Genomic DNA, 19725 nt, shown 5'->3' on the forward strand with positions numbered 1-19725 from the left:
TATTTATTGCTCAACGATTTGAATCAAATTACCACATGTATCATCAAAAATAGCATACCTTATGCCTTCAACTTCTTTTGGTTCAGTGTGAAATGTAATACCTTTATCAATCAATGCTTGATGTTCACCATCCAAGTTATCCACGCCGAACATTGTGACTGGAATCCCTGCCGCACATAGTCCTTCTTGATAGTCTTTAGCTATAGGACTGACATTAGGCTCTAATACGATTTCAACGGGGTTAGTCGAATCTTTTTCTGTAACCGTTACCCATCTAAAACCACCGCCAATTTCAATATTATGTTTTGTCTTAAACCCTAGTTTTTCAGTATAAAATTGTTGAGCCTTGTCTTGATCATCTACAAAAATGCTTGTCGCTATAATTCTCATTTATTTTCTCCTTATCTATGAAATCATTTTTACATCAAATATATGGTTTACATCTAAAATAACAACTTTTTGTTTGTATACACAATAAAATCAAAAAAACATTATATGATACGGTGGGATTTTTCAATAAAATATAAGTTTGTATTACAGAAATATATATACTACAATGGCACATGGATGTTGATTATCTATTTGTTTTAGGAGTGACTTGTTATGAAAAATCTTATGGAATTGCGCGAAAAATCTAATTTAAGTATTTCAAAACTAGCAATTAATTTAAACGCGAACTACAATACAGATATTAGAATTTGCCAAATTTGGGACTGGGAAAATGGCTATCGCAATGTTTCAAATAAAAACGCATCAATTTTAGCTGATTACTTTAATGTTTCTGAAAAAGAATTCATGCATTAATTTTAAGGGAACTTAATTATTTGTATATTTAAGTGGGAAACGCATGTCCGTTCCCCACTTTTTATTATGTTTAATTTTTAAAGATAACTGTTATGATATAGTCTATACCTTCAACACTGTTCGTGACAGATGGTGTCACACTTACTAATTCCCAGTGTTGCTTATCATTGACGTATTATAAAAATTCATTTACACGTTTATCAAAATCACTAAAACTTTCTTCATATTCCATATGCAATGTTTTTATTTCCATATTAATCACTCCTCTATTTCATTTATTATAAATTCTTCATTTTTCTAAAACAAATCAAACAAAATCACATCAGTTTTATTTAATTCAATTGTTGTAACCTTACTTTTTTAATTTTTATTTAATTCATTTTCAAGCCACTCAACGATTTCTTCAAAAATAAATTTATTTTGAGATTTTTCATTAAATATTTCATGTTGTAAGCGATCGTAGATATGTAATGACTTATGTACTGAACCTATTTCTTGAAAAAATTGTATAGAATCTTGATAACTTACTAAACCATCTTCTTTTCCATGTAAAATTAATACATTATCTGTAAAATTTTGAGCATGCGCTTTTAGGTATTCAATACCATCCATTAATGAAAAGATAAGCCCCATTGAAATTTGCTTCGCATTTAAGTCATCAAGTTCATATTTTTCCATTACTTCTTTTTCTGAACATACCCCTTCACCTAAACTATTTTCTAAATATGTGTCCGGTGAGATGTTTTTATCAGGATTACCAAAAAGTTCATTATTATAACGTGTTAACGCACCTGAAGTTATCACACCATCTACTTTATTTGGATGTTGTGTTCCATATAACGCAACGGTATAACCGCCCATACTATGTCCAATTAGATATACTTTACCGTCCATATGTGTCTTAACATCATTTGTGACCGCTTCTAAATCTTCAACAATTTCATCACTATTGCTGTAAAATGTTTGTTTTCCTTCTGAACGCCCGTGTCCTCTTTGATCATATCTTATGACATTAAAACCATTGTCATTTAAATAGCCTGTAATCTCATCATAGCGATCTAAATGTTCTGCTACCCCATGCACGATAATAATATTTGCTTTTGCTTCTTGAACATCATTCACTTTCATGTAGAGTTTCGTATTATCTTTAGACTTCACATATTTAATATAATTCATATTAATCACTCCATTTTATTGAAATCATTCATACGTTAATTATTACCCTATTTTCAAATAATTCAAACGTTAAACATATATAGCATTTACTTATATATCATCTAGTTGAATGCTATACTTATTTATACAAAATACATATTTCAAAGGATAACCATGTATAAATCAATCACATTAATGCGTACATTATTTAATTCATTAAATATAAGTGCTTTAGATCACTTAACATACGAAACCTATAATGCAGAATACGAAAGCTATTGTTTTCAAATTAACCATTGTAGATATAGACACAGATTAGCTAAAAAAACACCAACAAAATCTGGTTACTTTGTTGTTTTCTGGACTAAAGACCACGATAACAACAATAGGCCATTTACATATCAAGAAGCTAAAGATATCTTAATCATTACGGTGCTTGATCATACGCACAAAGGTCTCTTTATCATCCCCAAATCTAAATTACTTGCACAACGCTTACTGTATTCGGAAAATAATAAAGGGAAAATGGCAATGCGCGTTTACCCACCTTGGGAGGTCAATTTAAACCCATCAGCTCAAAAAGCTCAAAAATGGCAAACGCAATATTTCATTGATCTAACACACACCACTGACTTTCATTTACTGAAAAAGTTAATGACTGTTGAAGATTAATTCTTTAATGAATCGCTCTTGCAATGGAAATCGTTTAAATATCATAGTTCTCCCAACTTTTTAATATCGGTTAATGATATGATTAAATAGGAGCGTGATATAGATGTCAAAATATATATTGTCTTATAATTTAAATTCCATTTCATACGGTTACGAAAAATTACCGTCTCAATTAAATAATTTAGGAAGTGCTTTATTTATATACAGAGGCTTATGGCTTTTAAAAAGTGATTTAGACAAAACTACAATTTGTGAAAACATCAAAACTTACTTTACTTCTACCGATGATTTTCTAATATTTGAAATTGAACAAAGTCCATTAGGTACGTTAAGTGAACAAAAGTATAACGAAATTCTGCAACTACTTGATGAGTAAACACATTCTACATGAATGTGTTTTTTACTTTTAAAATATCGTTCGGCTTACTTCAAAATGGATTTTAATTGCGTTAAATTTTATTATTTTGTATATTATAAGTATAAGAATTTTTAAAAATATATTTTTGAGGTGAATAACATGGCAGATGAAAGTAAATTTGAACAAGTTAAAGGTAACGTAAAAGAGACAGCAGGCAATGTTATGGATAACAAAGATTTAGAACAAGAAGGTAAAGAAGATAAAGCTTCTGGCAAAGCAAAAGAAGTAACTGAAAATGCAAAAGATAAAGTTAATGATTTTATAGACAAATTAAAAAAATAATATTGTGTCTACATCTATTTGTAGCTATCGTATATCGGCAAAGTGATTATCTTTGTCGATATTTTTGAACCAATATACTACAAAGGACACGCTGAAATAGATAAAACTAAATATTGCCCACTTTTTAGTTGCAAATAAGTTTATGTATAGTACAATTGAACAAATCTTATCATTTCTATATGTCATATAGTTAATGATGACTAACACAAATATTGTATCATTGTAGTTTCATAGCACTAGCTTCAATTTTACAAAATGCAATTTTAAGGGGATCTCTATGAAAATTATTAACTATGAAATTGGCGCTATCGACATAAGATACACAGTTGAAACAATTAAAGGTCATATATTTACACATTCATTTCCAAAAGACACGCCATCTAACAATGTAGAACGTTGTTTAAAGTTACTATCTACTAATGTTGATGAACGAAAAGCAGAGATCTAGATAGCGGAAAGTTCTATTCGGATTAAAATATATATTTATACTAGAGATAGTTGTGTTATAAAACCATACTAATGACCATAAGCAAAAGGGACACAAAACCAAATCAAATTTCATTAAGTTCAAAATATAAAAAGAGAGTCGTCCATTATAATTGGAGGAACTCTCTCTTTTTTAAACTGTTGTAGATTGAATATCTTTGTTTATCTATTGTCGCCTTAATAATATAGTGGTTCAAAATGTTATTAATATATCCTTTTTCGCTTTTCATTCAATATTAAAGTAAATACTTAGGTGATTTTGAATAAGTATATAAGCAAAATCATATTAAATGCTATTTTCAAAATTAATTAGCATTATCTAAAAAGAAGTCTGAAATTAAATTTAAAAATTGCTTTGGCGATTCTAAGTTAGCTAAAGGTGCTGTATTAGGCATTGTAATCTTTTTTACATATGATATTTCTTTAATCATTACCTCCGAAATATCATGAAAATCTTCAACATCATACTCACCATTAATAATTAATACAGGAATTCGTATATTTTTTAACTGTAAAATATGATCTTCGTTTTTTATTTCCTCACATGAATTTTTTGCTTCAGGTTTAATTAAAAATTTCATTTGCATATCAACCACTAATTGTTTTACATCTACGTTGATAAGTTCTGCATCCCTATTTCTTAGTATCCAAGTTTTATAGTTTAACTTTGCTGTTTCTTCAATTTTTCCTTCTTGCAATAATCGTTCTTCATCTTCCTCATATTTTTGGAGAAAAGATGAACCTTTCCATCCACCTAAAGCTGGTGACAATAGTGCTAAGCTCAGACACTTTTCCGGATTTTCTAAATAAAAATCAATAGCTAATTTTCCACCAAATGAAGCAGCTAAAATATGAGTATCCTTGATGTCCAAATGTGTCAGTAGTACATTAATAATGTTACTATAAGCATAATTTCCTTCTGTAAAATCACTAAAGCCAAAGCCAGGAAGATCAAATCTAACTACTCGATATTTTTCTGATAGTAAATGGAATTCTTTATCCCACATGCGCGAATCTGCAATTCCAGCATGCAGTAATAATATATTTTCACCATGACCTTTCGATTCAAAATAAATATTAGCTCCCGTAGCCTTAAAAACCCTTTATCTCCATATGTTGTCATAGTATACGAACCCCCTGTTGATATCGATAAATAATGAGTCATACTTAAAACATGAATAAGATAAAATATTTTCTGCCTTTCATATTTAACAGCTTCATTTCTTTGCGTTAACTTCTCATTTCTTTTTTTGCAACTACACTTAAATTTTTAATAAGATAAAATTTACATTGCATGTTTTATACCCTTTTTAACTAAATACCAATTGACTGGATAACTTGTCATAAATCCGATTAACATCGCAATTTGCATTAAGAACCAATATTCAACATGATTAGGCTGCATGTAAGTTGGACTAACAAAGAGATGCATAATAATCATAAAACCAAACATACCAATTTCAAAAGCAATTAACGATAGCGTATCGGCTTTGATTGCGTCTACTAAATCTCTACCTGGATGGTCATGTTTAATTTCCATGTGGAAGTATTGGAACATTAAACCGAAGATATAGGCTAATATAAATTCGATAATAAACTCTGTCACCATTTGATTATTAAAAAACAATAACCCCGTAAAGAAAACAACAGGCGCACCAATTAAGTCCCCCAATGAGCAACCAGCACTACAGTGTGTTGTAGAAACAACGACACTTTTCCAAAATGGCTTATTACTATGATGTTCATGATGATGCATCGTGTCATGGTGATGATCATGCTGATGTGACATGTGATCAACTTCTTTTTCTCTGCCTAAACGATAATAAGCGATTAATCCTAAAATCGGAAAGTACAAGCCGGTTAATGGCCACACAATATTCATAATCATCATTTGACGTTGTGGATTTTTAAATATATCTAATAGTATAATTAAAAATTGTAATATTCCTACTATAATAAATATTAAAGATATCGTCACAAACACATTAAGACCTCCTAAGATTTTATATTCAAAGGTTAAAATTTCGAACTCATATTCACGGTCAGGACTAATACTATTCATACTACCCTAAAGCTTTTATTAAATTCATTATGCTATATTTTATATATTTCAAATAAAAAACAGCGATTGAACAAGGTTATTATGACGGAGATAATGCTGATGAAGTCTATAATAAAATAGAAGAACGTGAAGCTGATATTGAAGCAGGAAAATATGACCAATACAAAAACTGATTACACGGTTTCACTATCATGCACGATATATTTTCATCTTATTAAACCTAATGATATTCAATCTATTCAAGTCGAATTCTGAAATGTTTTTAAAATTAGATTAAGACATTAAATAACTTGTTTTCAAATAATAATTAGTGGAATTTAATAACTATACTTAATTTTACGGTGGCATTTTTAATGATACAAAATTTAGATAAAGTTCAAGTTCCAGACAGTAAGATTATTCAAGATGCACAAGAAATTGTTAGAGAATATGGCAATGAATTAATTTGGAATCATTCCAATAGAGTTTATTTATTCGGAGAAGTTAAAGGTATGCAAGACAACCTTAAATACGATAAGGAGTTGCTTTATATCACCTCGTTATTCCATGACCTTGGCTTAACTGAAACATATAGTAGTGATGATTTAAGGTTTGAAGTAGATGGTGCCAATGCCGTGAGACAATTTTTACAAAACTATAATTACAATGATCTTGATTTACAGCTTGCTTGGGATTCCATCGCCTTACACACCACATTAGGTGTTGCTGAACATAAAGAAAATAATGTCGCTCTGCTTTATCACGGTGTGGGTATGGACGTGATGGGTGATAATTGGAATCAATACTCTGATGACATACGTAAAGCAATCGCTACAAAATTCCCAAGAGGAAATTTCAAACATGATGTAATTCAAGCTTTTTATGATGGTTTCAAACACAAACCGGAAACAACTTTCGGTAATATCAAATCTGATGTGATAAAATATTTCGAACCAGAATATCCACAAAACAACTTCTGTTCATGTATTTTACGTTCAAAATGGGATAATTAAATCCATAATTTTATTATTGTTGAATAAACATACCTACCTATTGAGTTAGGTGGGTATTTGCATATTTGTATAAGTATCATTTGTTCGCTTCATTATTGAAATTCACTTTTTAAAATTCCCATATGAATATCAGTTTCATATCGTCCATTTATATAAGCGCTTTCCCTTTCTTCACCTTCAATTGTAAACCCTACATTTTCGTATGATTTAATAGCTCTCTTATTATATGCCAGCACCTTTAAATAAATTTTGTGCAGATTTAATTCAGAAAAACCAAAGTTCAATCTTGCTTTTGTAACATTAGTTCCAATACCTTTATTCCAATATTCTGGATTAGATATGCCTATCGCAAACTTTGCCTTATTGTTTTCACAGTCTAATGTTAATCTAACTTGTCCTATAAATTCATCTTTATATTCTATAATCCATTCATAAGGTGCTTCTTTTATTTCATTTACTAATAATTGTACTTTATCTAAAGACTTTTCCTTATTTGGATCCATTTCAGATCCATACATTTTCAACAACTCTTTATTGAACGGTATTTTAATATAATCGTATATATCTTCATCAATAGCATCTCTTAACTTTAAATATTTATTTACTATAATTGTTTGCTTCATCGACATCATCCAATTCATAATCATTTCATATGTATTTTTCGCGCTAAATATATGATATCATCATTTTAATTGATTGAATATTCTAATAATAATAATTTAGGAGTTTTAGTTTATGATAAAAGCAATATTGTTTGATTTAGACGGAACAATTTTAGACAGGTCATCATCTTTAAAAGGGTTTATTGATTATCAATATAACAAATTCATAGATTACTTCTATCATATCGATAAAACCACTTTCAAAAATAAATTTTTTGAATTAGATCAAAATGGTTATGTTTGGAAAGATAAAGTTTATGCAGAGTTAATCAATATATTTAATATTAAACATATCACAGTCAATACGTTATTAGATGATTATATTCAACATTTTTGCAATCACTGTTTACCCTACCCCGATTTAAAGGAAACTCTAGATATACTCAAATTAAATCAACTCAAATTAGGCATTATTACAAATGGTAAATATCCATTTCAATACGATAATATTAAATCGTTAGAAATCAATAAATACATGGATGTGATTTTGGTTTCTGAAAAAGAAAACATCAAAAAACCTAACCCACTTATTTTTGATAGAGCTGCTAAAATCTTAGATTTAGAATTATGTGAGTGTCTGTTTGTTGGAGATAGTTTTAAAAATGATTATGAAGCCTCTAGATTAGCAGGAATGCATGGTATATACAGAGAAAATGGAGAAAATGAGATTCATACTATAACTGATAAGATTAAAAATTTGAATGAACTAATTGATATTATTAAAAAAATAAATAAACCTATATAAAGTTTCTCTTTAATGTTATTTTTTAAAATCACGTCATTACTCCATTACTTTCTGCTTTTTAACACTCGTGTTCTAACATGCTTTTTCATAACATTGGCTGACAATGGAAACTAATAATTACTTAATCTGTATATCTTTTATAACAACACTAAATGTATTTATTTACTAAACTTTTTACTTTCGCTAAATGAACAAACTTGTGTCAGTGATTTTACTTTAATTTATGAATCATTGATTTTAACATGACAATTTGACCAAAGTGTCGATTCATATGGATAATCGCAAAATGAATCGATTCATTAAAACTTTCCATAACTATACCTGAATCTTTAAGACCTATTGCTTCACTTCTATCTTTTTTAATTGTTCTTCTAAATTATTAAATATTCTATCAAATTGTTCATCTAATAATAATTTCAATTCTTCAAAAGAAGGCTCATTTCCATCAAAATTCAATGGCGAAGTCCCCCATAAAAAGTATTTGGTAACAGGTTGTTTTAAAGCATTATCTCCATTAATTGTTTCAAACACTAAAAAGTCATTTAACAATATCAAATGACCTAATTGCCATTTGATATTATTATTGGCAATGTCAGGTTGAAATGTAGCTTCCGATTCATTAATATCTTTTAAATGCTTTTTCAATAATTTATATGAATCTTTAAATTGTTCTTTAATCATTTTAGAACCCCTAACTTAAAATATGTATTAGTTGAACTATAAACTTCTTAGAATAAAAACCATAACATTTGTTATTATTGATTCCAAAATCTTAATACACACTGATCTCATTTTTCTAACTTTATATGTTTAGCGTAATACTGTTCCAAAAAATAAAAAGCCCTCAACCACAATGGTTGAGAGCTCTATAGTGGAGACGGCGGGATTCGAACCCGCGTCCAGAGGTTCTGATACTAGCACTTCTACGTGCGTAGTCTATCAATGAGTTTCGCATAATGGGAGGTGATAGACATCCGTCATTATGCTAGTTTGATTCATCTCTTCTAGGCAGACTTCAAACGGCAGTGCCTAGCGTATCCTACTAAAGGTTGAATCGCGTTAACAGCACATAGGAGATGCTGTTAGGCGATGCAGAGTGCTATTACGCAGCTACTGCGAAATTATTGTTTTCTTTGCCAGTTATTATAACTGTGTGTGTTAGTGACGGAGACAGCCCTCCGACACGCTTAACTAGCTCATGGAACCCCTGTCGAATCCAAAAACGCCCCCTGAATAATATTAAATGTACTTTCTGGTAGGCTGTATCTGTTACAGCGCTTTTTCAGAAAGCACATATTATATTACCAAAGATTCATATCTTTGGCAATATATCCGCTTAATAACGGGCTTTCATCTCTCTAGCTACATCACGTTGTACTGCTTTTTCTTTTAATGCTTGACGTTTGTCGTATTTTTTCTTACCACGTGCAACGCCAAGTAAGACCTTACAGTGCCCATGTTTGAGATAGAGTTTCAAAGGTACGATAGAGTAGCCAACTTCACGTGTACGCTCACCTAACTTCGCTATTTCACGTTTGTGTAGTAAGAGCTTACGTGAACGTCGTGGATCATGGTTGAATCTGTTACCTTCTTCATATGGCGCAATGTGCATATTGTTTAGAAACATCTCGCCACGATTCACTTGCGCATAACTATCTTTAAGGTTTGCACTACCACGACGAATTGACTTGATTTCTGTTCCTTGTAACACAATGCCCGCTTCAATCGTATCTTCTATATTATAATCATGTCTGGCTTTACGATTTTCTGCTAGTGTTCCTGGTGATTTTTTCTTTGGCATTGAGTTTCACCTCTTCGTTGAGTTATTTTTTCTTCTTACGTGCTTTATTTTTTACATTTTTATCTTTATAAAATGGTTTATGCTTTGTGTTGCCTTTACTTTGGTCGCTTTGACGTTTGTTTTTACCTTTACGTTGTTTCTGTTTAGTACGTCCACGTCCGCCTTTACCATTTTTATCATCTTTAGATTTATCCGATGAATTGCCACGTGGTTTGGCTTGGATGGTCTTACCACGTGATGGTCTTTGACCGCGATCTCTATTTGGTATTGGCATACCGACGATTTGGAAATCAATCATACGTTCATCAACATCTACGTTAATGACTTTAATTTGGACAGGGTCACCGATGCGGAATACTTTCGCTTGGCGTTCACCTATCATTGCCATTTGACGTTCATCAAAATGGTAATAATCATCCGTCATATTAGATACATGCACCATACCTTCAATAGTGTTTGGTAATTCAATAAACATACCGAAATTCGCAACTGAACTAATAATCCCTTCGAATTCTTCGCCAATATGTTGCACCATGTATTCTGCTTTTTTCAATTCATCTGTATCACGTTCTGCTTCGATTGCTCTACGTTCTCTTTGAGACGTATGTTCAGCAATTTCAGGTAACAATGCTTCCCATTTATTTTTTTCTTTTCTATCCATGGATTGTTCAATAATATATTTGCGAATTAATCTATGAACAATTAAATCGGGATATCTACGTATAGGTGACGTGAAATGTGTATAGTATTCAGCTGATAAGCCAAAGTGTCCTAAGTTCACATCATCATAACGTGCTTGTTGCATTGAACGTAACATCATTGTTGAAATCACCATTTGTTCTGGTTGACCTTCAACTTCTTGTTGAATTTTTTGTAAAGTAGACGGGTGAATATCTTCACCTGTACCTTTGATCATTAATCCAAAATTAGTCACGAAATCAAAGAATTGACGTAAGCGCTCTGATTTAGGTTGTTCATGGACACGATAGATAAATGGTACTTCTAAACGATCAAAATGTTCCGCGATAGTTTCATTAGCCGCTAACATAAATGATTCAATTAAGCGTTCGCCTTCACCACGTTGTCTCATTTCTACATCCGTTGGGATACCCTCTTCATTAACAAGTACTTTAGCCTCATTAATATCAAAATCGATTTCACCACGACGTCTTCTCATATGGATTAAGCGCTGAGATAAATCTTGAGCTAAATCTAACATCGGTGTGACTTCACTATATTGATTACGTGTTTCCGTATCTTGATCTGTAATAATTTCATTTACTTCATCATAAGTCATACGATAATTAGAATGTATCACACTATCAAAGATTTCATGGTCTACAACATCGCCACGTTCATCTATTTCCATTTGGCAACTTAATGTAAGTCGGTCCACTTGTGGATTTAATGAACATATACCATTACTTAGACGGTGTGGAATCATCGGTATCACTCGGTCTACTAAGTAGACACTTGTTGCACGACTGTATGCTTCTTTATCAAGCGCTGAATCTTCAGTTACATAGTAACTTACATCAGCTATGCTGACTGTTAGTTGTGTATGACCATTGCTTAACTTTTTAACACTAATCGCGTCATCTAAGTCTTTAGCATCTGCACCATCAATGGTAATCGTTAGTTCATCGCGCAAATCGCGACGACCTTCAATTTGTGATGGCTCGATATGATCTGGTACTGCTTCAGCTTCTGCGAGCACATTGTCAGGGAATTCAATTTCGATACCATGTTGATAGATGATAGATAGAATATCTACACCTGGGTCATTCTTATGGCCTAAAATTGCCGATACGATACCTTCAGGATTATCTGTACCATCTGCGTATTTCGTAATTTGTACGAGTACTTTATGTCCATCTACTGCACCTAAATTTTGACCTTTAGGAATAAAGATGTCTTGCATAATACGTTTATCATCTGGTAACACAAAGCCGAAGTGACGTGCTTCACTATAAGTACCAACGACTTGTGTGACTGAATGTGTTTCAATCGTCTTAACTTCGCCTTCTAATTTCCCTTTGTGTTCACCTTTAGATTGATGTACTTCCACAAGGACAGTATCACCATCCATGGCTCTATTGATTTTCGTTGGTGGGATGAAAATGTCATCCATATCCTCTTCTTCAGGACGTAAGAAAGCAAAACCTTTTTTATTTTGACTTAACTTACCTTTGATTAATTTGGATTGTTTGGCATTGTTAGATGCTTTACGTTGATATCTATCTGTTTTTGTACGTTGAATCAAACCTGTTTGTTCTAATTCAACAAGCACCTTGATTAAATCTCTAAATGAGTCGGCACTATTTAAACCTAATGCATCTTGAAAATCAGACACAGACATGGGTTCATAATCTGGTTGTTTAATTATTTCTTCAATGGATTGCTTTAAATTCATTATGCCCCTCCTTTCTATTTTTAAATACTTCTAAATTTTTAATTCGACCAATCTAATGATTCTAAGAAATTGTATACGTCTTCGAATACTAATTCTTTTTCTTTATCAATTGTAATGACATGTCCTGAATTCGCATACCATTTGATATCTTTTTCATCAGATTCGCTCTCATTGTATATAACATTTGCAGAATCTGTATTAATCATTTGATCTTGTTCTGCTTGGACAACTAATAATGGATCCATTACTTCATCTATGTGATTTCTGACATCCTGTATTTGTCCTTGTAACTCTTTTAAAGTGTCTGTAGGTTTAAAGTTTGCCATTTCTTTTTCAATGGTAGCTTCATCTTTACCTTCATACTTTTTAAAATTACGCGCATATTCTAGAACACCGTTAAACATAGACCCTTCCGTCTTAATGTACATAGGTGAACACATTGTTATAATACCCTTTACATCTCTGTTTAAGCTTAATTTCAACGCATAACATCCACCAAGTGACAATCCTGCAACAACGATTTCATCATAACCTTTGTCTACTAAGAAATCATAGCCATCTAGTGCATCTTTAAACCATACAAATGGACTTGAACTTAATATTTCTTCAGGTGGTGCTGCATGTCCTTCATATTGTGGTGCATACGATGTGTAGCCTTTCTTCTGCAAGTAACGCCCTAATTGTCTCACATCTGAGGAATTCCCTGTAAAGCCATGTAACAGTAACACAGCTCTATTACCTTCTTCAAAGAAGAATGGTTCTGGAAGTTTAATCTGCATTGTGTTTCAATCCTTTCGCTTATGCTTTAGTACGTGTCGTTTATTTAAATTCACCTTTTATTTATCTCAATTATTTTTAAAAGCTATATTAACTATTATAAATAAAAAAGCCCGACTTTAACATTGTCGGACCTTATAAACCAAAATAACTTATGCCTAACATTAACAAGAAGAAAATGACAGACAATACAATTGTTAATCTATGCAAGAATAAATCAATACCGCGTTGCTTTTGTTTACCAAATAACTGCTCGGCGCCACCACTAATTGCGCCTGAAAGTCCATTACTTTTACCTTCTTGGAGTAATACAACAGTTACTAATGCAATACAATCTAAAATCAAAAGTACCATTATTAATGTATGCATGAAAATTGTCCTCCATTCATTATATACGAAACGCATTATATCATACGTTTGTCGTCTTTAGCAAACTTCTATCTATTGAACGTGCTTTTACGTTTAATCGAAACAATTAACATATAAACAGCTAACACAAATGATAAAACGAGTACCAGTGTTAAAGGAATGATATTCACGCTAGATTTGATATCTAATATCGCGCCATAAACTGCACTAATGTTAATTAAATTATACAATATTTGTGATACGAATACCGCAAACATAAACCACCATAAATAGATATGTCTGTTCCAAATTGCGAAGATACCTGCTAAATTCGCAAAAATATACATTATTCCTGTAAATTGGAAACTGTTTTTAATTGTACCCACAGCATTTTCAGATGTTGTCTGTCCGCTATTTGATAATAGTTGTTTAATAACACTATCATCTAAAACTACGAATAAATGTATAACATAAAGAATCGCAATGATGACTGAACTATATGCAATCAGATGAGCCGTTTTAATTTCTTTAGACTTAGGTTTTACTTCCATAATTCGTTAAGACTCCTTCTTTATTTTACATCTTTAATTATATCAGTTTAATTGTAAAAGATGAACAATTTAAGTTAATCATCATTATAAAGTAACACGCCAAGTTCATTCGCTTCATATGATTTATGTATTTGTCTCAATAAATTTATACTTTTTAAAATGAGCAAGTCGGACTGTAGTCAGTGGCTCTATGGATTGCCTATTAGAACAGCAATATGATACTTCAAATATAAAAGTCTAAGTACCACAGAATAAGCGATAAGAACCATTACTTTTTAATTTATTTATTAACTTATTAGGCAGTAATTTGGATCGACTCGAGCATGAAAACACTATACGAAGACTACGGGCCGTATCTGTATCCACGAAAAGCGAGTACAAAAAACGAGCACAAAAAAACTGCCAACAAAATCGGAGACTTTGTTGGCAGTTTAACACAGATCCTCAATAATCTGCGTTTAGCGCGTGAACTCTTAAATTTTTATGCTGTATTATTTAGATAAGTTATAGAAAGATTTAAGTCCGTCGAACTTACCTGTTTCGTATAATTCATCTTCAATGCGTAATAATTGGTTGTATTTCGCAATACGGTCAGTTCTTGATAATGAACCTGTTTTAATTTGACCTGCATTTGTAGCAACTGCAATGTCAGAAATTGTAGTATCTTCTGTTTCACCAGAACGGTGAGATACAACTGCTGTGTAGCCAGCTTTTTGAGCCATTTCGATAGCGTCAAATGTTTCAGTTAATGTACCGATTTGGTTAACTTTGATTAAGATTGAGTTACCGATACCTTTTTCAATACCTTCAGATAATTTAACTGTGTTTGTAACGAATAAATCGTCACCAACTAATTGTACTTTATCACCGATACGATCAGTTAATACTTTCCAACCATCCCAGTCATTTTCGTCCATACCGTCTTCGATAGTGATAATTGGGTATTTGTTAACTAATTCTTCAAGGTAATCAACTTGTTCTTCAGCTGAACGTTTCGCACCATTTTCACCTTCGAATTTAGCGTAGTTGTATACACCATCTTCAAAGAATTCAGAAGAAGCACAGTCGAAGCCTAAGAATACATCTTTACCTGGCTCTAAACCAACGGCTTTAATAGCTTCTAAGATTGTTTCAACAGCATCTTCAGTACCTTCGAATTTAGGAGCGAAACCACCTTCGTCACCTACTGCTGTTTCTAAACCACGATTTTTAAGGATTGATTTTAAGTTGTGGAAGATTTCTGCTCCCCAACGTAATGATTCTTTGAATGATTCAGCGCCTACTGGCAACACCATAAATTCTTGGAATGCGATAGGAGCATCAGAGTGAGAACCGCCGTTAACGATGTTCATCATTGGTACTGGTAATTGTTTACCATTAAATCCACCTAGGTATTTGTAAAGTGGTTGTCCTAATAAATCAGCTGCTGCACGAGCTACTGCAATAGAAACACCAAGAATAGCGTTAGCACCTAATTTACCTTTGTTTTCAGTACCGTCTAATTGGATCATCATTTTATCGATTGAAACTTGTTCTAATACTGAAAATTCACCTTCAATAAGCTCTGGTGCAATAATTTCGTTAACGTTGTCAACTGCTTTCGTTACACCTTTACCTAAGTAACGTGATTTATCTCCGTCACGTAATTCTACTGCTTCATGTTCACCAGTAGAAGCACCTGATGGTACTAATGCACGTCCGAATGCACCACTTTCTGTTAATACTTCTACTTCAACTGTTGGGTTACCACGAGAGTCAAGGACTTCGCGAGCGTAAACATCTGTAATAATTGGCATGTTTATAATCTCCTTTATAAATAAGTAGTTTAGAAATATTAAATTTCATCTTCATTATAGCTTTAAATACTATAAATACAAAGTAATTTAATTCTCTTGTGTTGTTTATAAGCAACTAACCATTTTAATGAAAATATCTCATTTTCGAAATCGTTAGCTTCTCAATCTTGCTCAAAGCGATTAAACTTTGATTAGTGATTAATGAGTGATTCACCAGTCATATCTTCTGGTTGATCTACATTTAATAAATCTAATAATGTTGGTGCTAAATCACCAAGACGACCCGTTTCACGTAAAGTAACGCCATCTTTTGTCACAATGACTGGAACTGGGTTTGTCGTATGCGTAGTCATTGGTTGATCATCATCTGTAAGGACCATGTCTGAATTACCGTGATCGGCAGTAATGATTGCATGACCGCCCATTTCAGTAATTTTATCAACAACTTCGCCTAGACATTCGTCCACGGCTTCAATTGCTTTAATTGTTGGTTCTAACATACCACTGTGTCCAACCATGTCTGGGTTAGCAAAGTTTAAAAGAATTAAATCTAAGTCACCTTTATTTAATTCTTCAATTAAAGCATCTTTAACTTCATATGCGCTCATTTCAGGTTTAAGGTCATAGGTTGCGACTTTAGGTGAATCGATTAAACGGCGACGTTCACCTTCAAATTCTTCATTACGACCACCACTCATGAAATAAGTCACGTGAGGGAATTTTTCTGTTTCAGCAATACGTAATTGTTTAAGTCCGTTATCTTGTGCAACTTCACCGATTGTATTCGTTAAATCAACTTTTTCAAAAACAATCTCTGCATTCACGTTATCATTATATTTAGTAAACGTTGCATAAAATAAGTCGTTGATTTGTTCTACTTTAAAGCCTTCGAATGCTTTATCAGTAAATATTTCAGAAAGTTGTCCAGCTCTGTCAGGACGGAAGTTATAAAAGATGACTGCATCACCATCATTGACACCTTCGTTTTGGTCTTGGACGATAAATGGTTCAACAAATTCATCTGTTAAATCTTTATCGTAATTCGCTTCGACACCTGCTTTAGCAGATTCGAATGTTGTTCCACCAAAATTGCGGATAGCATTGTATGCTTTTTCTTCTCTGTCCCAACGTTTGTCACGATCCATTGCGTAATAACGACCTGATACAGATGCGAATTGACCAATACCTAGTTCTTTAAACTTCGCTTCAGTTTCTTCAATATATTTTAATGCTGATTTTTGATCAACGTCACGTCCATCTAAAAAGGCATGAACATATACTTTTTCTAAACCTTGTTTTTTAGCTAAATCTAATAACGCGAAAAGGTGTTTGTAATGGCTGTGTACGCCACCATCTGATAATAAACCAAAAACATGTAGCACTGAATCATTTTTCTTAACATGATTGATTGCATTGTTTAATACATCATTTTCAAAGAAATCGCCGTCTTCAATAGATTTATTGATACGCGTTAAGCTTTGATAAACGACACGTCCAGCGCCAATGTTCATATGCCCAACTTCTGAATTACCCATTTGACCTTCTGGAAGTCCAACATCTAAACCACTAGCTTCGATTTGAGTAGTTGGATACTTACTGTAATAACGATCAAAGTTAGGTTTATTAGCTAGTTTCACAGCATTACCGTGTTCGCTCTCTCTGTTTGCAAAACCATCTAAAATAATTAATGCAGTTGGTTGTTTAGCCATATTATTTTGCACCTTCTAACAATTGTACAAAATCATCCACTTTAAGTGATGCGCCACCTACAAGTGCACCATCAATGTCTGATTCTGCCATGTATTCTTTAATGTTGTTAGGTTTCACACTACCACCATATTGAATACGTGTTGCGTCAGCTACAGTTTGACTTGATAATTCTGCAACTGTTTGTCTTACGAATGCACACATTTCATTTGCATCTTTAGCAGTTGATGATTTACCAGTACCGATTGCCCAGATTGGTTCGTAGGCAATCACAAGTTGTTGTAATTGTGCTTCAGATAAACCCTCTACAGCTTTTTTAACTTGGTTGCCAACAACTTCATTAGCTTTACCACTTTCACGCTCTTCATCTGTTTCACCTACACAAACGATTGGTGTCATACCGTGATTGAAAATAGCGTGTGCTTTTTTGTTAATTTCTTCATCTGTTTCATGGAAGATTTCACGACGTTCGGAATGTCCGATAACGACATATTTAACGCCTAGGTCTGCTAATGCAACTGGAGATGTTTCACCAGTGAATGCGCCGTTATCTTCAAAGTAAGCATTTTGAGCACCGATTTGTAAGCCTTTTGCTTTACCATCATTTACTAAAGTAACTAATGCATCTAATTGAATTGTTGGTGCACAAATTACTGATTCTACTTCTTTTGTATCAGGTAATGTTGGTAATTCATTGATAAAATCTTTTGCTTCTTTAACTGTTTTATTCATCTTCCAGTTACCTGCGATAATTGGTTTTCTCATTATATTACACTCCTATTAGTAATTTATGATTAAATGTGTTGCCACTGATAATCATGGATAGCTGTTTTTAGTCGTGCGCTTATTTGTTTGCGATTGCTACTACACCTGGTAGTTCTTTACCTTCAAGGTATTCTAATGATGCACCGCCACCAGTAGAAATGTGACTGAAGTCATCACCATAACCTAATGAAATAGCTGCAGCTGCTGAATCTCCACCACCAATAATTGTATTAGCGTCTTTTAATTCAGCGATTGCTTCACAAACGCCGATTGTACCTTTAGCAAAATTACTTAATTCAAATACGCCCATTGGTCCATTCCATACTACCGTATGCGCACCTTGTAATTGTTCTTTAAATAATTCAACTGATTTTGGTCCAATATCCATAGCTTCTTGGTCTGCTGGGATATCATCAACAGAAACCTCAGTGATTTCAGCGTCATTTGAGAATTCTTTTGCAACTTTACAATCAACTGGTAAGACGATTTGATCGCCTGCACGGTCTAATAATTCTTTTGCAAAATCAACTTTATCTTTTTCTAATAAAGATAAACCAATTTCTTTACCTTGTGCTTTAAAGAACGTATATGACATGCCGCCACCGATCAGTACTTTGTCAGCAATCTTCAATAAGTTTGTGATAACGCCAATTTTGTCAGAAACTTTGGCACCACCTAGAATTGCAACTACAGGTTTATCAGGGTTTTCAACTACGCCACCGATATATTTAATTTCTTTTTCCATTAAGAATCCTGCAACTGTTTCTAAATTAGATGCAATACCCACATTTGAAGCGTGCTCACGATGCGCAGTACCAAATGCATCATTTACAAATACATCGCCAAGTGAAGCCCAGTATTTTCCTAATTCAGGATCATTTTTAGATTCTTTTTTGCCGTCTACATCTTCAAAACGTGTATTTTCAACTAGTAAAACATCGCCTTCATTAAGATCTTTGACAGATTGTTCTAGTGTTTCTCCACGTGTTTCAGGTACAAAAGTAACTTCTTCACCTAATTTTTCTGTTAATGCATTAGCAACAGGTTTTAAAGTTAATGCTGCTTTATCACTTTCTTCTTTCACTTTACCTAGATGTGAAAATAATACAACTTTTCCACCTTGTTCAATGATGTATTTAATTGTTGGTAAAGCTTGAACGATACGGTTGTCGTCAGTGATTTCTCCATCTTTCATCGGCACGTTAAAATCTGCGCGAACAAGTACAGTTTTACCTTTTAATTCTAAGTCAGTTACAATTTTTTTAGCCATGTAAGCTTCCTCCTCTAAA

General features: G+C 32.7%; 22 protein-coding genes and 1 other RNA gene. 7 read left to right on the forward strand and 16 right to left on the reverse strand.

Annotated elements, in window-relative coordinates; translation table 11 throughout:
- Positions 1-3 precede the first annotated feature (3 nt).
- Positions 4-390, reverse strand: coding sequence for a VOC family protein (locus SSP_RS09485; protein WP_011303565.1), 387 nt, complete (start codon positions 388-390; stop codon positions 4-6).
- 213 nt (positions 391-603) lie between these two features.
- Between SSP_RS09485 and SSP_RS09490 the strand changes: the two genes are divergently transcribed.
- Complete coding sequence (locus SSP_RS09490; RefSeq protein WP_011303566.1) at positions 604-804, forward strand: helix-turn-helix domain-containing protein; 201 nt, start codon at positions 604-606, stop codon at positions 802-804.
- 360 nt (positions 805-1164) lie between these two features.
- Here SSP_RS09490 and SSP_RS09495 read toward each other — a convergent pair whose 3' ends face one another.
- Positions 1165-1980: an alpha/beta hydrolase gene (locus tag SSP_RS09495; RefSeq protein ID WP_011303567.1), complete on the reverse strand. Its 816-nt coding sequence runs from the start codon at positions 1978-1980 to the stop codon at positions 1165-1167.
- Between the two features lie 153 nt (positions 1981-2133).
- On the opposite strand from SSP_RS09495, the gene SSP_RS09500 reads away from it, so the two are divergent.
- The 4 genes from SSP_RS09500 (at position 2134) to SSP_RS13110 (ending at position 3779) form a co-directional block, all read left to right on the forward strand.
- Positions 2134-2631, forward strand: coding sequence for a MepB family protein (locus SSP_RS09500; RefSeq protein WP_011303568.1), 498 nt, complete (start codon positions 2134-2136; stop codon positions 2629-2631).
- Positions 2632-2734: 103 nt separating this feature from the next.
- Positions 2735-3007, forward strand: coding sequence for a hypothetical protein (locus tag SSP_RS09505; protein WP_011303569.1), 273 nt, complete (start codon positions 2735-2737; stop codon positions 3005-3007).
- Positions 3008-3148: 141 nt separating this feature from the next.
- A complete protein-coding gene (locus SSP_RS09510; protein ID WP_011303570.1) occupies positions 3149-3331 on the forward strand; it encodes a CsbD family protein in 183 nt (60 codons plus the stop codon).
- A 277-nt stretch (positions 3332-3608) separates the two neighbouring features.
- A complete protein-coding gene (locus SSP_RS13110) occupies positions 3609-3779 on the forward strand; it encodes a hypothetical protein (protein WP_011303571.1) in 171 nt (56 codons plus the stop codon).
- A gap of 343 nt (positions 3780-4122) precedes the next feature.
- Here SSP_RS13110 and SSP_RS09515 read toward each other — a convergent pair whose 3' ends face one another.
- A complete protein-coding gene (locus SSP_RS09515; RefSeq protein WP_046199699.1) occupies positions 4123-4893 on the reverse strand; it encodes an alpha/beta fold hydrolase in 771 nt (256 codons plus the stop codon).
- A gap of 209 nt (positions 4894-5102) precedes the next feature.
- Positions 5103-5801 (reverse strand): DUF4396 domain-containing protein, encoded by a 699-nt coding sequence (locus tag SSP_RS09520; protein WP_226956105.1) that lies wholly within the window; start codon positions 5799-5801, stop codon positions 5103-5105.
- A 431-nt stretch (positions 5802-6232) separates the two neighbouring features.
- Here SSP_RS09520 and SSP_RS09525 point away from each other — a divergent pair, with 431 nt between their 5' ends.
- On the forward strand, positions 6233-6871 hold the full coding sequence (locus SSP_RS09525; RefSeq protein ID WP_011303575.1) for an HD domain-containing protein: 639 nt from the start codon (positions 6233-6235) through the stop codon (positions 6869-6871).
- 92 nt (positions 6872-6963) lie between these two features.
- Here SSP_RS09525 and SSP_RS09530 read toward each other — a convergent pair whose 3' ends face one another.
- Positions 6964-7494 carry a GNAT family N-acetyltransferase gene (locus SSP_RS09530; protein WP_011303576.1) on the reverse strand — a complete coding sequence of 177 codons (531 nt, stop codon included), beginning with the start codon at positions 7492-7494 and terminating at the stop codon, positions 6964-6966.
- Between the two features lie 112 nt (positions 7495-7606).
- On the opposite strand from SSP_RS09530, the gene SSP_RS09535 reads away from it, so the two are divergent.
- Positions 7607-8278, forward strand: a complete 672-nt coding sequence (locus SSP_RS09535) for an HAD family hydrolase (RefSeq protein ID WP_011303577.1) — start codon at positions 7607-7609, stop codon at positions 8276-8278.
- 336 nt (positions 8279-8614) lie between these two features.
- Here SSP_RS09535 and SSP_RS09540 read toward each other — a convergent pair whose 3' ends face one another.
- From SSP_RS09540 to SSP_RS09590, 11 genes are all read right to left on the reverse strand, one after another.
- Positions 8615-8959 carry a DinB family protein gene (locus tag SSP_RS09540; protein ID WP_011303578.1) on the reverse strand — a complete coding sequence of 115 codons (345 nt, stop codon included), beginning with the start codon at positions 8957-8959 and terminating at the stop codon, positions 8615-8617.
- Positions 8960-9147: 188 nt separating this feature from the next.
- Positions 9148-9508: a transfer-messenger RNA gene (ssrA, locus tag SSP_RS12680) on the reverse strand.
- A 106-nt stretch (positions 9509-9614) separates the two neighbouring features.
- Positions 9615-10079: an SsrA-binding protein SmpB gene (gene smpB / locus SSP_RS09545; RefSeq protein ID WP_011303579.1), complete on the reverse strand. Its 465-nt coding sequence runs from the start codon at positions 10077-10079 to the stop codon at positions 9615-9617.
- A gap of 22 nt (positions 10080-10101) precedes the next feature.
- On the reverse strand, positions 10102-12492 hold the full coding sequence (rnr, locus tag SSP_RS09550) for a ribonuclease R (protein ID WP_011303580.1): 2391 nt from the start codon (positions 12490-12492) through the stop codon (positions 10102-10104).
- Between the two features lie 38 nt (positions 12493-12530).
- Positions 12531-13271, reverse strand: coding sequence for an alpha/beta hydrolase (locus SSP_RS09555; RefSeq protein ID WP_011303581.1), 741 nt, complete (start codon positions 13269-13271; stop codon positions 12531-12533).
- A gap of 133 nt (positions 13272-13404) precedes the next feature.
- The gene (gene secG / locus SSP_RS09560) at positions 13405-13638 is read right to left on the reverse strand and encodes a preprotein translocase subunit SecG (RefSeq protein ID WP_011303582.1); all 234 of its coding nucleotides are present in this window, start codon (positions 13636-13638) and stop codon (positions 13405-13407) included.
- Between the two features lie 68 nt (positions 13639-13706).
- Positions 13707-14168: a hypothetical protein gene (locus SSP_RS09565; RefSeq protein ID WP_011303583.1), complete on the reverse strand. Its 462-nt coding sequence runs from the start codon at positions 14166-14168 to the stop codon at positions 13707-13709.
- A 491-nt stretch (positions 14169-14659) separates the two neighbouring features.
- Positions 14660-15964, reverse strand: a complete 1305-nt coding sequence (gene eno, locus SSP_RS09575) for a surface-displayed alpha-enolase (RefSeq protein ID WP_011303585.1) — start codon at positions 15962-15964, stop codon at positions 14660-14662.
- Positions 15965-16155: 191 nt separating this feature from the next.
- Complete coding sequence (gene gpmI, locus SSP_RS09580) at positions 16156-17673, reverse strand: 2,3-bisphosphoglycerate-independent phosphoglycerate mutase (protein ID WP_011303586.1); 1518 nt, start codon at positions 17671-17673, stop codon at positions 16156-16158.
- Between the two features lies 1 nt (position 17674).
- Positions 17675-18436, reverse strand: coding sequence for a triose-phosphate isomerase (gene tpiA / locus SSP_RS09585; protein ID WP_011303587.1), 762 nt, complete (start codon positions 18434-18436; stop codon positions 17675-17677).
- A 79-nt stretch (positions 18437-18515) separates the two neighbouring features.
- Complete coding sequence (locus tag SSP_RS09590) at positions 18516-19706, reverse strand: phosphoglycerate kinase (RefSeq protein ID WP_011303588.1); 1191 nt, start codon at positions 19704-19706, stop codon at positions 18516-18518.
- Between the last annotated feature and the right edge of the window lie 19 nt (positions 19707-19725).

This window comes from Staphylococcus saprophyticus subsp. saprophyticus ATCC 15305 = NCTC 7292 (assembly GCF_000010125.1).
Lineage (GTDB): Bacteria > Bacillota > Bacilli > Staphylococcales > Staphylococcaceae > Staphylococcus > Staphylococcus saprophyticus.

What these genes read in the sequence shown, in the direction of transcription:
- SSP_RS13110 (WP_011303571.1), top strand. Translation starts at nt 3,609, where the DNA reads ATGAAAATTATTAACTATGAAATTGGCGCTATCGACATAAGATACACA.
- SSP_RS09525 (WP_011303575.1), top strand. Translation starts at nt 6,233, where the DNA reads ATGATACAAAATTTAGATAAAGTTCAAGTTCCAGACAGTAAGATTATT.
- SSP_RS09565 (WP_011303583.1), bottom strand. Translation starts at nt 14,168, where the DNA reads ATGGAAGTAAAACCTAAGTCTAAAGAAATTAAAACGGCTCATCTGATT.
- smpB (WP_011303579.1), bottom strand. Translation starts at nt 10,079, where the DNA reads ATGCCAAAGAAAAAATCACCAGGAACACTAGCAGAAAATCGTAAAGCC.
- SSP_RS09485 (WP_011303565.1), bottom strand. Translation starts at nt 390, where the DNA reads ATGAGAATTATAGCGACAAGCATTTTTGTAGATGATCAAGACAAGGCT.
- SSP_RS09510 (WP_011303570.1), top strand. Translation starts at nt 3,149, where the DNA reads ATGGCAGATGAAAGTAAATTTGAACAAGTTAAAGGTAACGTAAAAGAG.
- SSP_RS09555 (WP_011303581.1), bottom strand. Translation starts at nt 13,271, where the DNA reads ATGCAGATTAAACTTCCAGAACCATTCTTCTTTGAAGAAGGTAATAGA.
- SSP_RS09535 (WP_011303577.1), top strand. Translation starts at nt 7,607, where the DNA reads ATGATAAAAGCAATATTGTTTGATTTAGACGGAACAATTTTAGACAGG.
- SSP_RS09530 (WP_011303576.1), bottom strand. Translation starts at nt 7,494, where the DNA reads ATGAAGCAAACAATTATAGTAAATAAATATTTAAAGTTAAGAGATGCT.
- SSP_RS09540 (WP_011303578.1), bottom strand. Translation starts at nt 8,959, where the DNA reads ATGATTAAAGAACAATTTAAAGATTCATATAAATTATTGAAAAAGCAT.
- gpmI (WP_011303586.1), bottom strand. Translation starts at nt 17,673, where the DNA reads ATGGCTAAACAACCAACTGCATTAATTATTTTAGATGGTTTTGCAAAC.
- secG (WP_011303582.1), bottom strand. Translation starts at nt 13,638, where the DNA reads ATGCATACATTAATAATGGTACTTTTGATTTTAGATTGTATTGCATTA.
- SSP_RS09590 (WP_011303588.1), bottom strand. Translation starts at nt 19,706, where the DNA reads ATGGCTAAAAAAATTGTAACTGACTTAGAATTAAAAGGTAAAACTGTA.
- rnr (WP_011303580.1), bottom strand. Translation starts at nt 12,492, where the DNA reads ATGAATTTAAAGCAATCCATTGAAGAAATAATTAAACAACCAGATTAT.
- tpiA (WP_011303587.1), bottom strand. Translation starts at nt 18,436, where the DNA reads ATGAGAAAACCAATTATCGCAGGTAACTGGAAGATGAATAAAACAGTT.
- SSP_RS09500 (WP_011303568.1), top strand. Translation starts at nt 2,134, where the DNA reads ATGTATAAATCAATCACATTAATGCGTACATTATTTAATTCATTAAAT.
- eno (WP_011303585.1), bottom strand. Translation starts at nt 15,964, where the DNA reads ATGCCAATTATTACAGATGTTTACGCTCGCGAAGTCCTTGACTCTCGT.
- SSP_RS09490 (WP_011303566.1), top strand. Translation starts at nt 604, where the DNA reads ATGAAAAATCTTATGGAATTGCGCGAAAAATCTAATTTAAGTATTTCA.
- SSP_RS09505 (WP_011303569.1), top strand. Translation starts at nt 2,735, where the DNA reads ATGTCAAAATATATATTGTCTTATAATTTAAATTCCATTTCATACGGT.
- SSP_RS09495 (WP_011303567.1), bottom strand. Translation starts at nt 1,980, where the DNA reads ATGAATTATATTAAATATGTGAAGTCTAAAGATAATACGAAACTCTAC.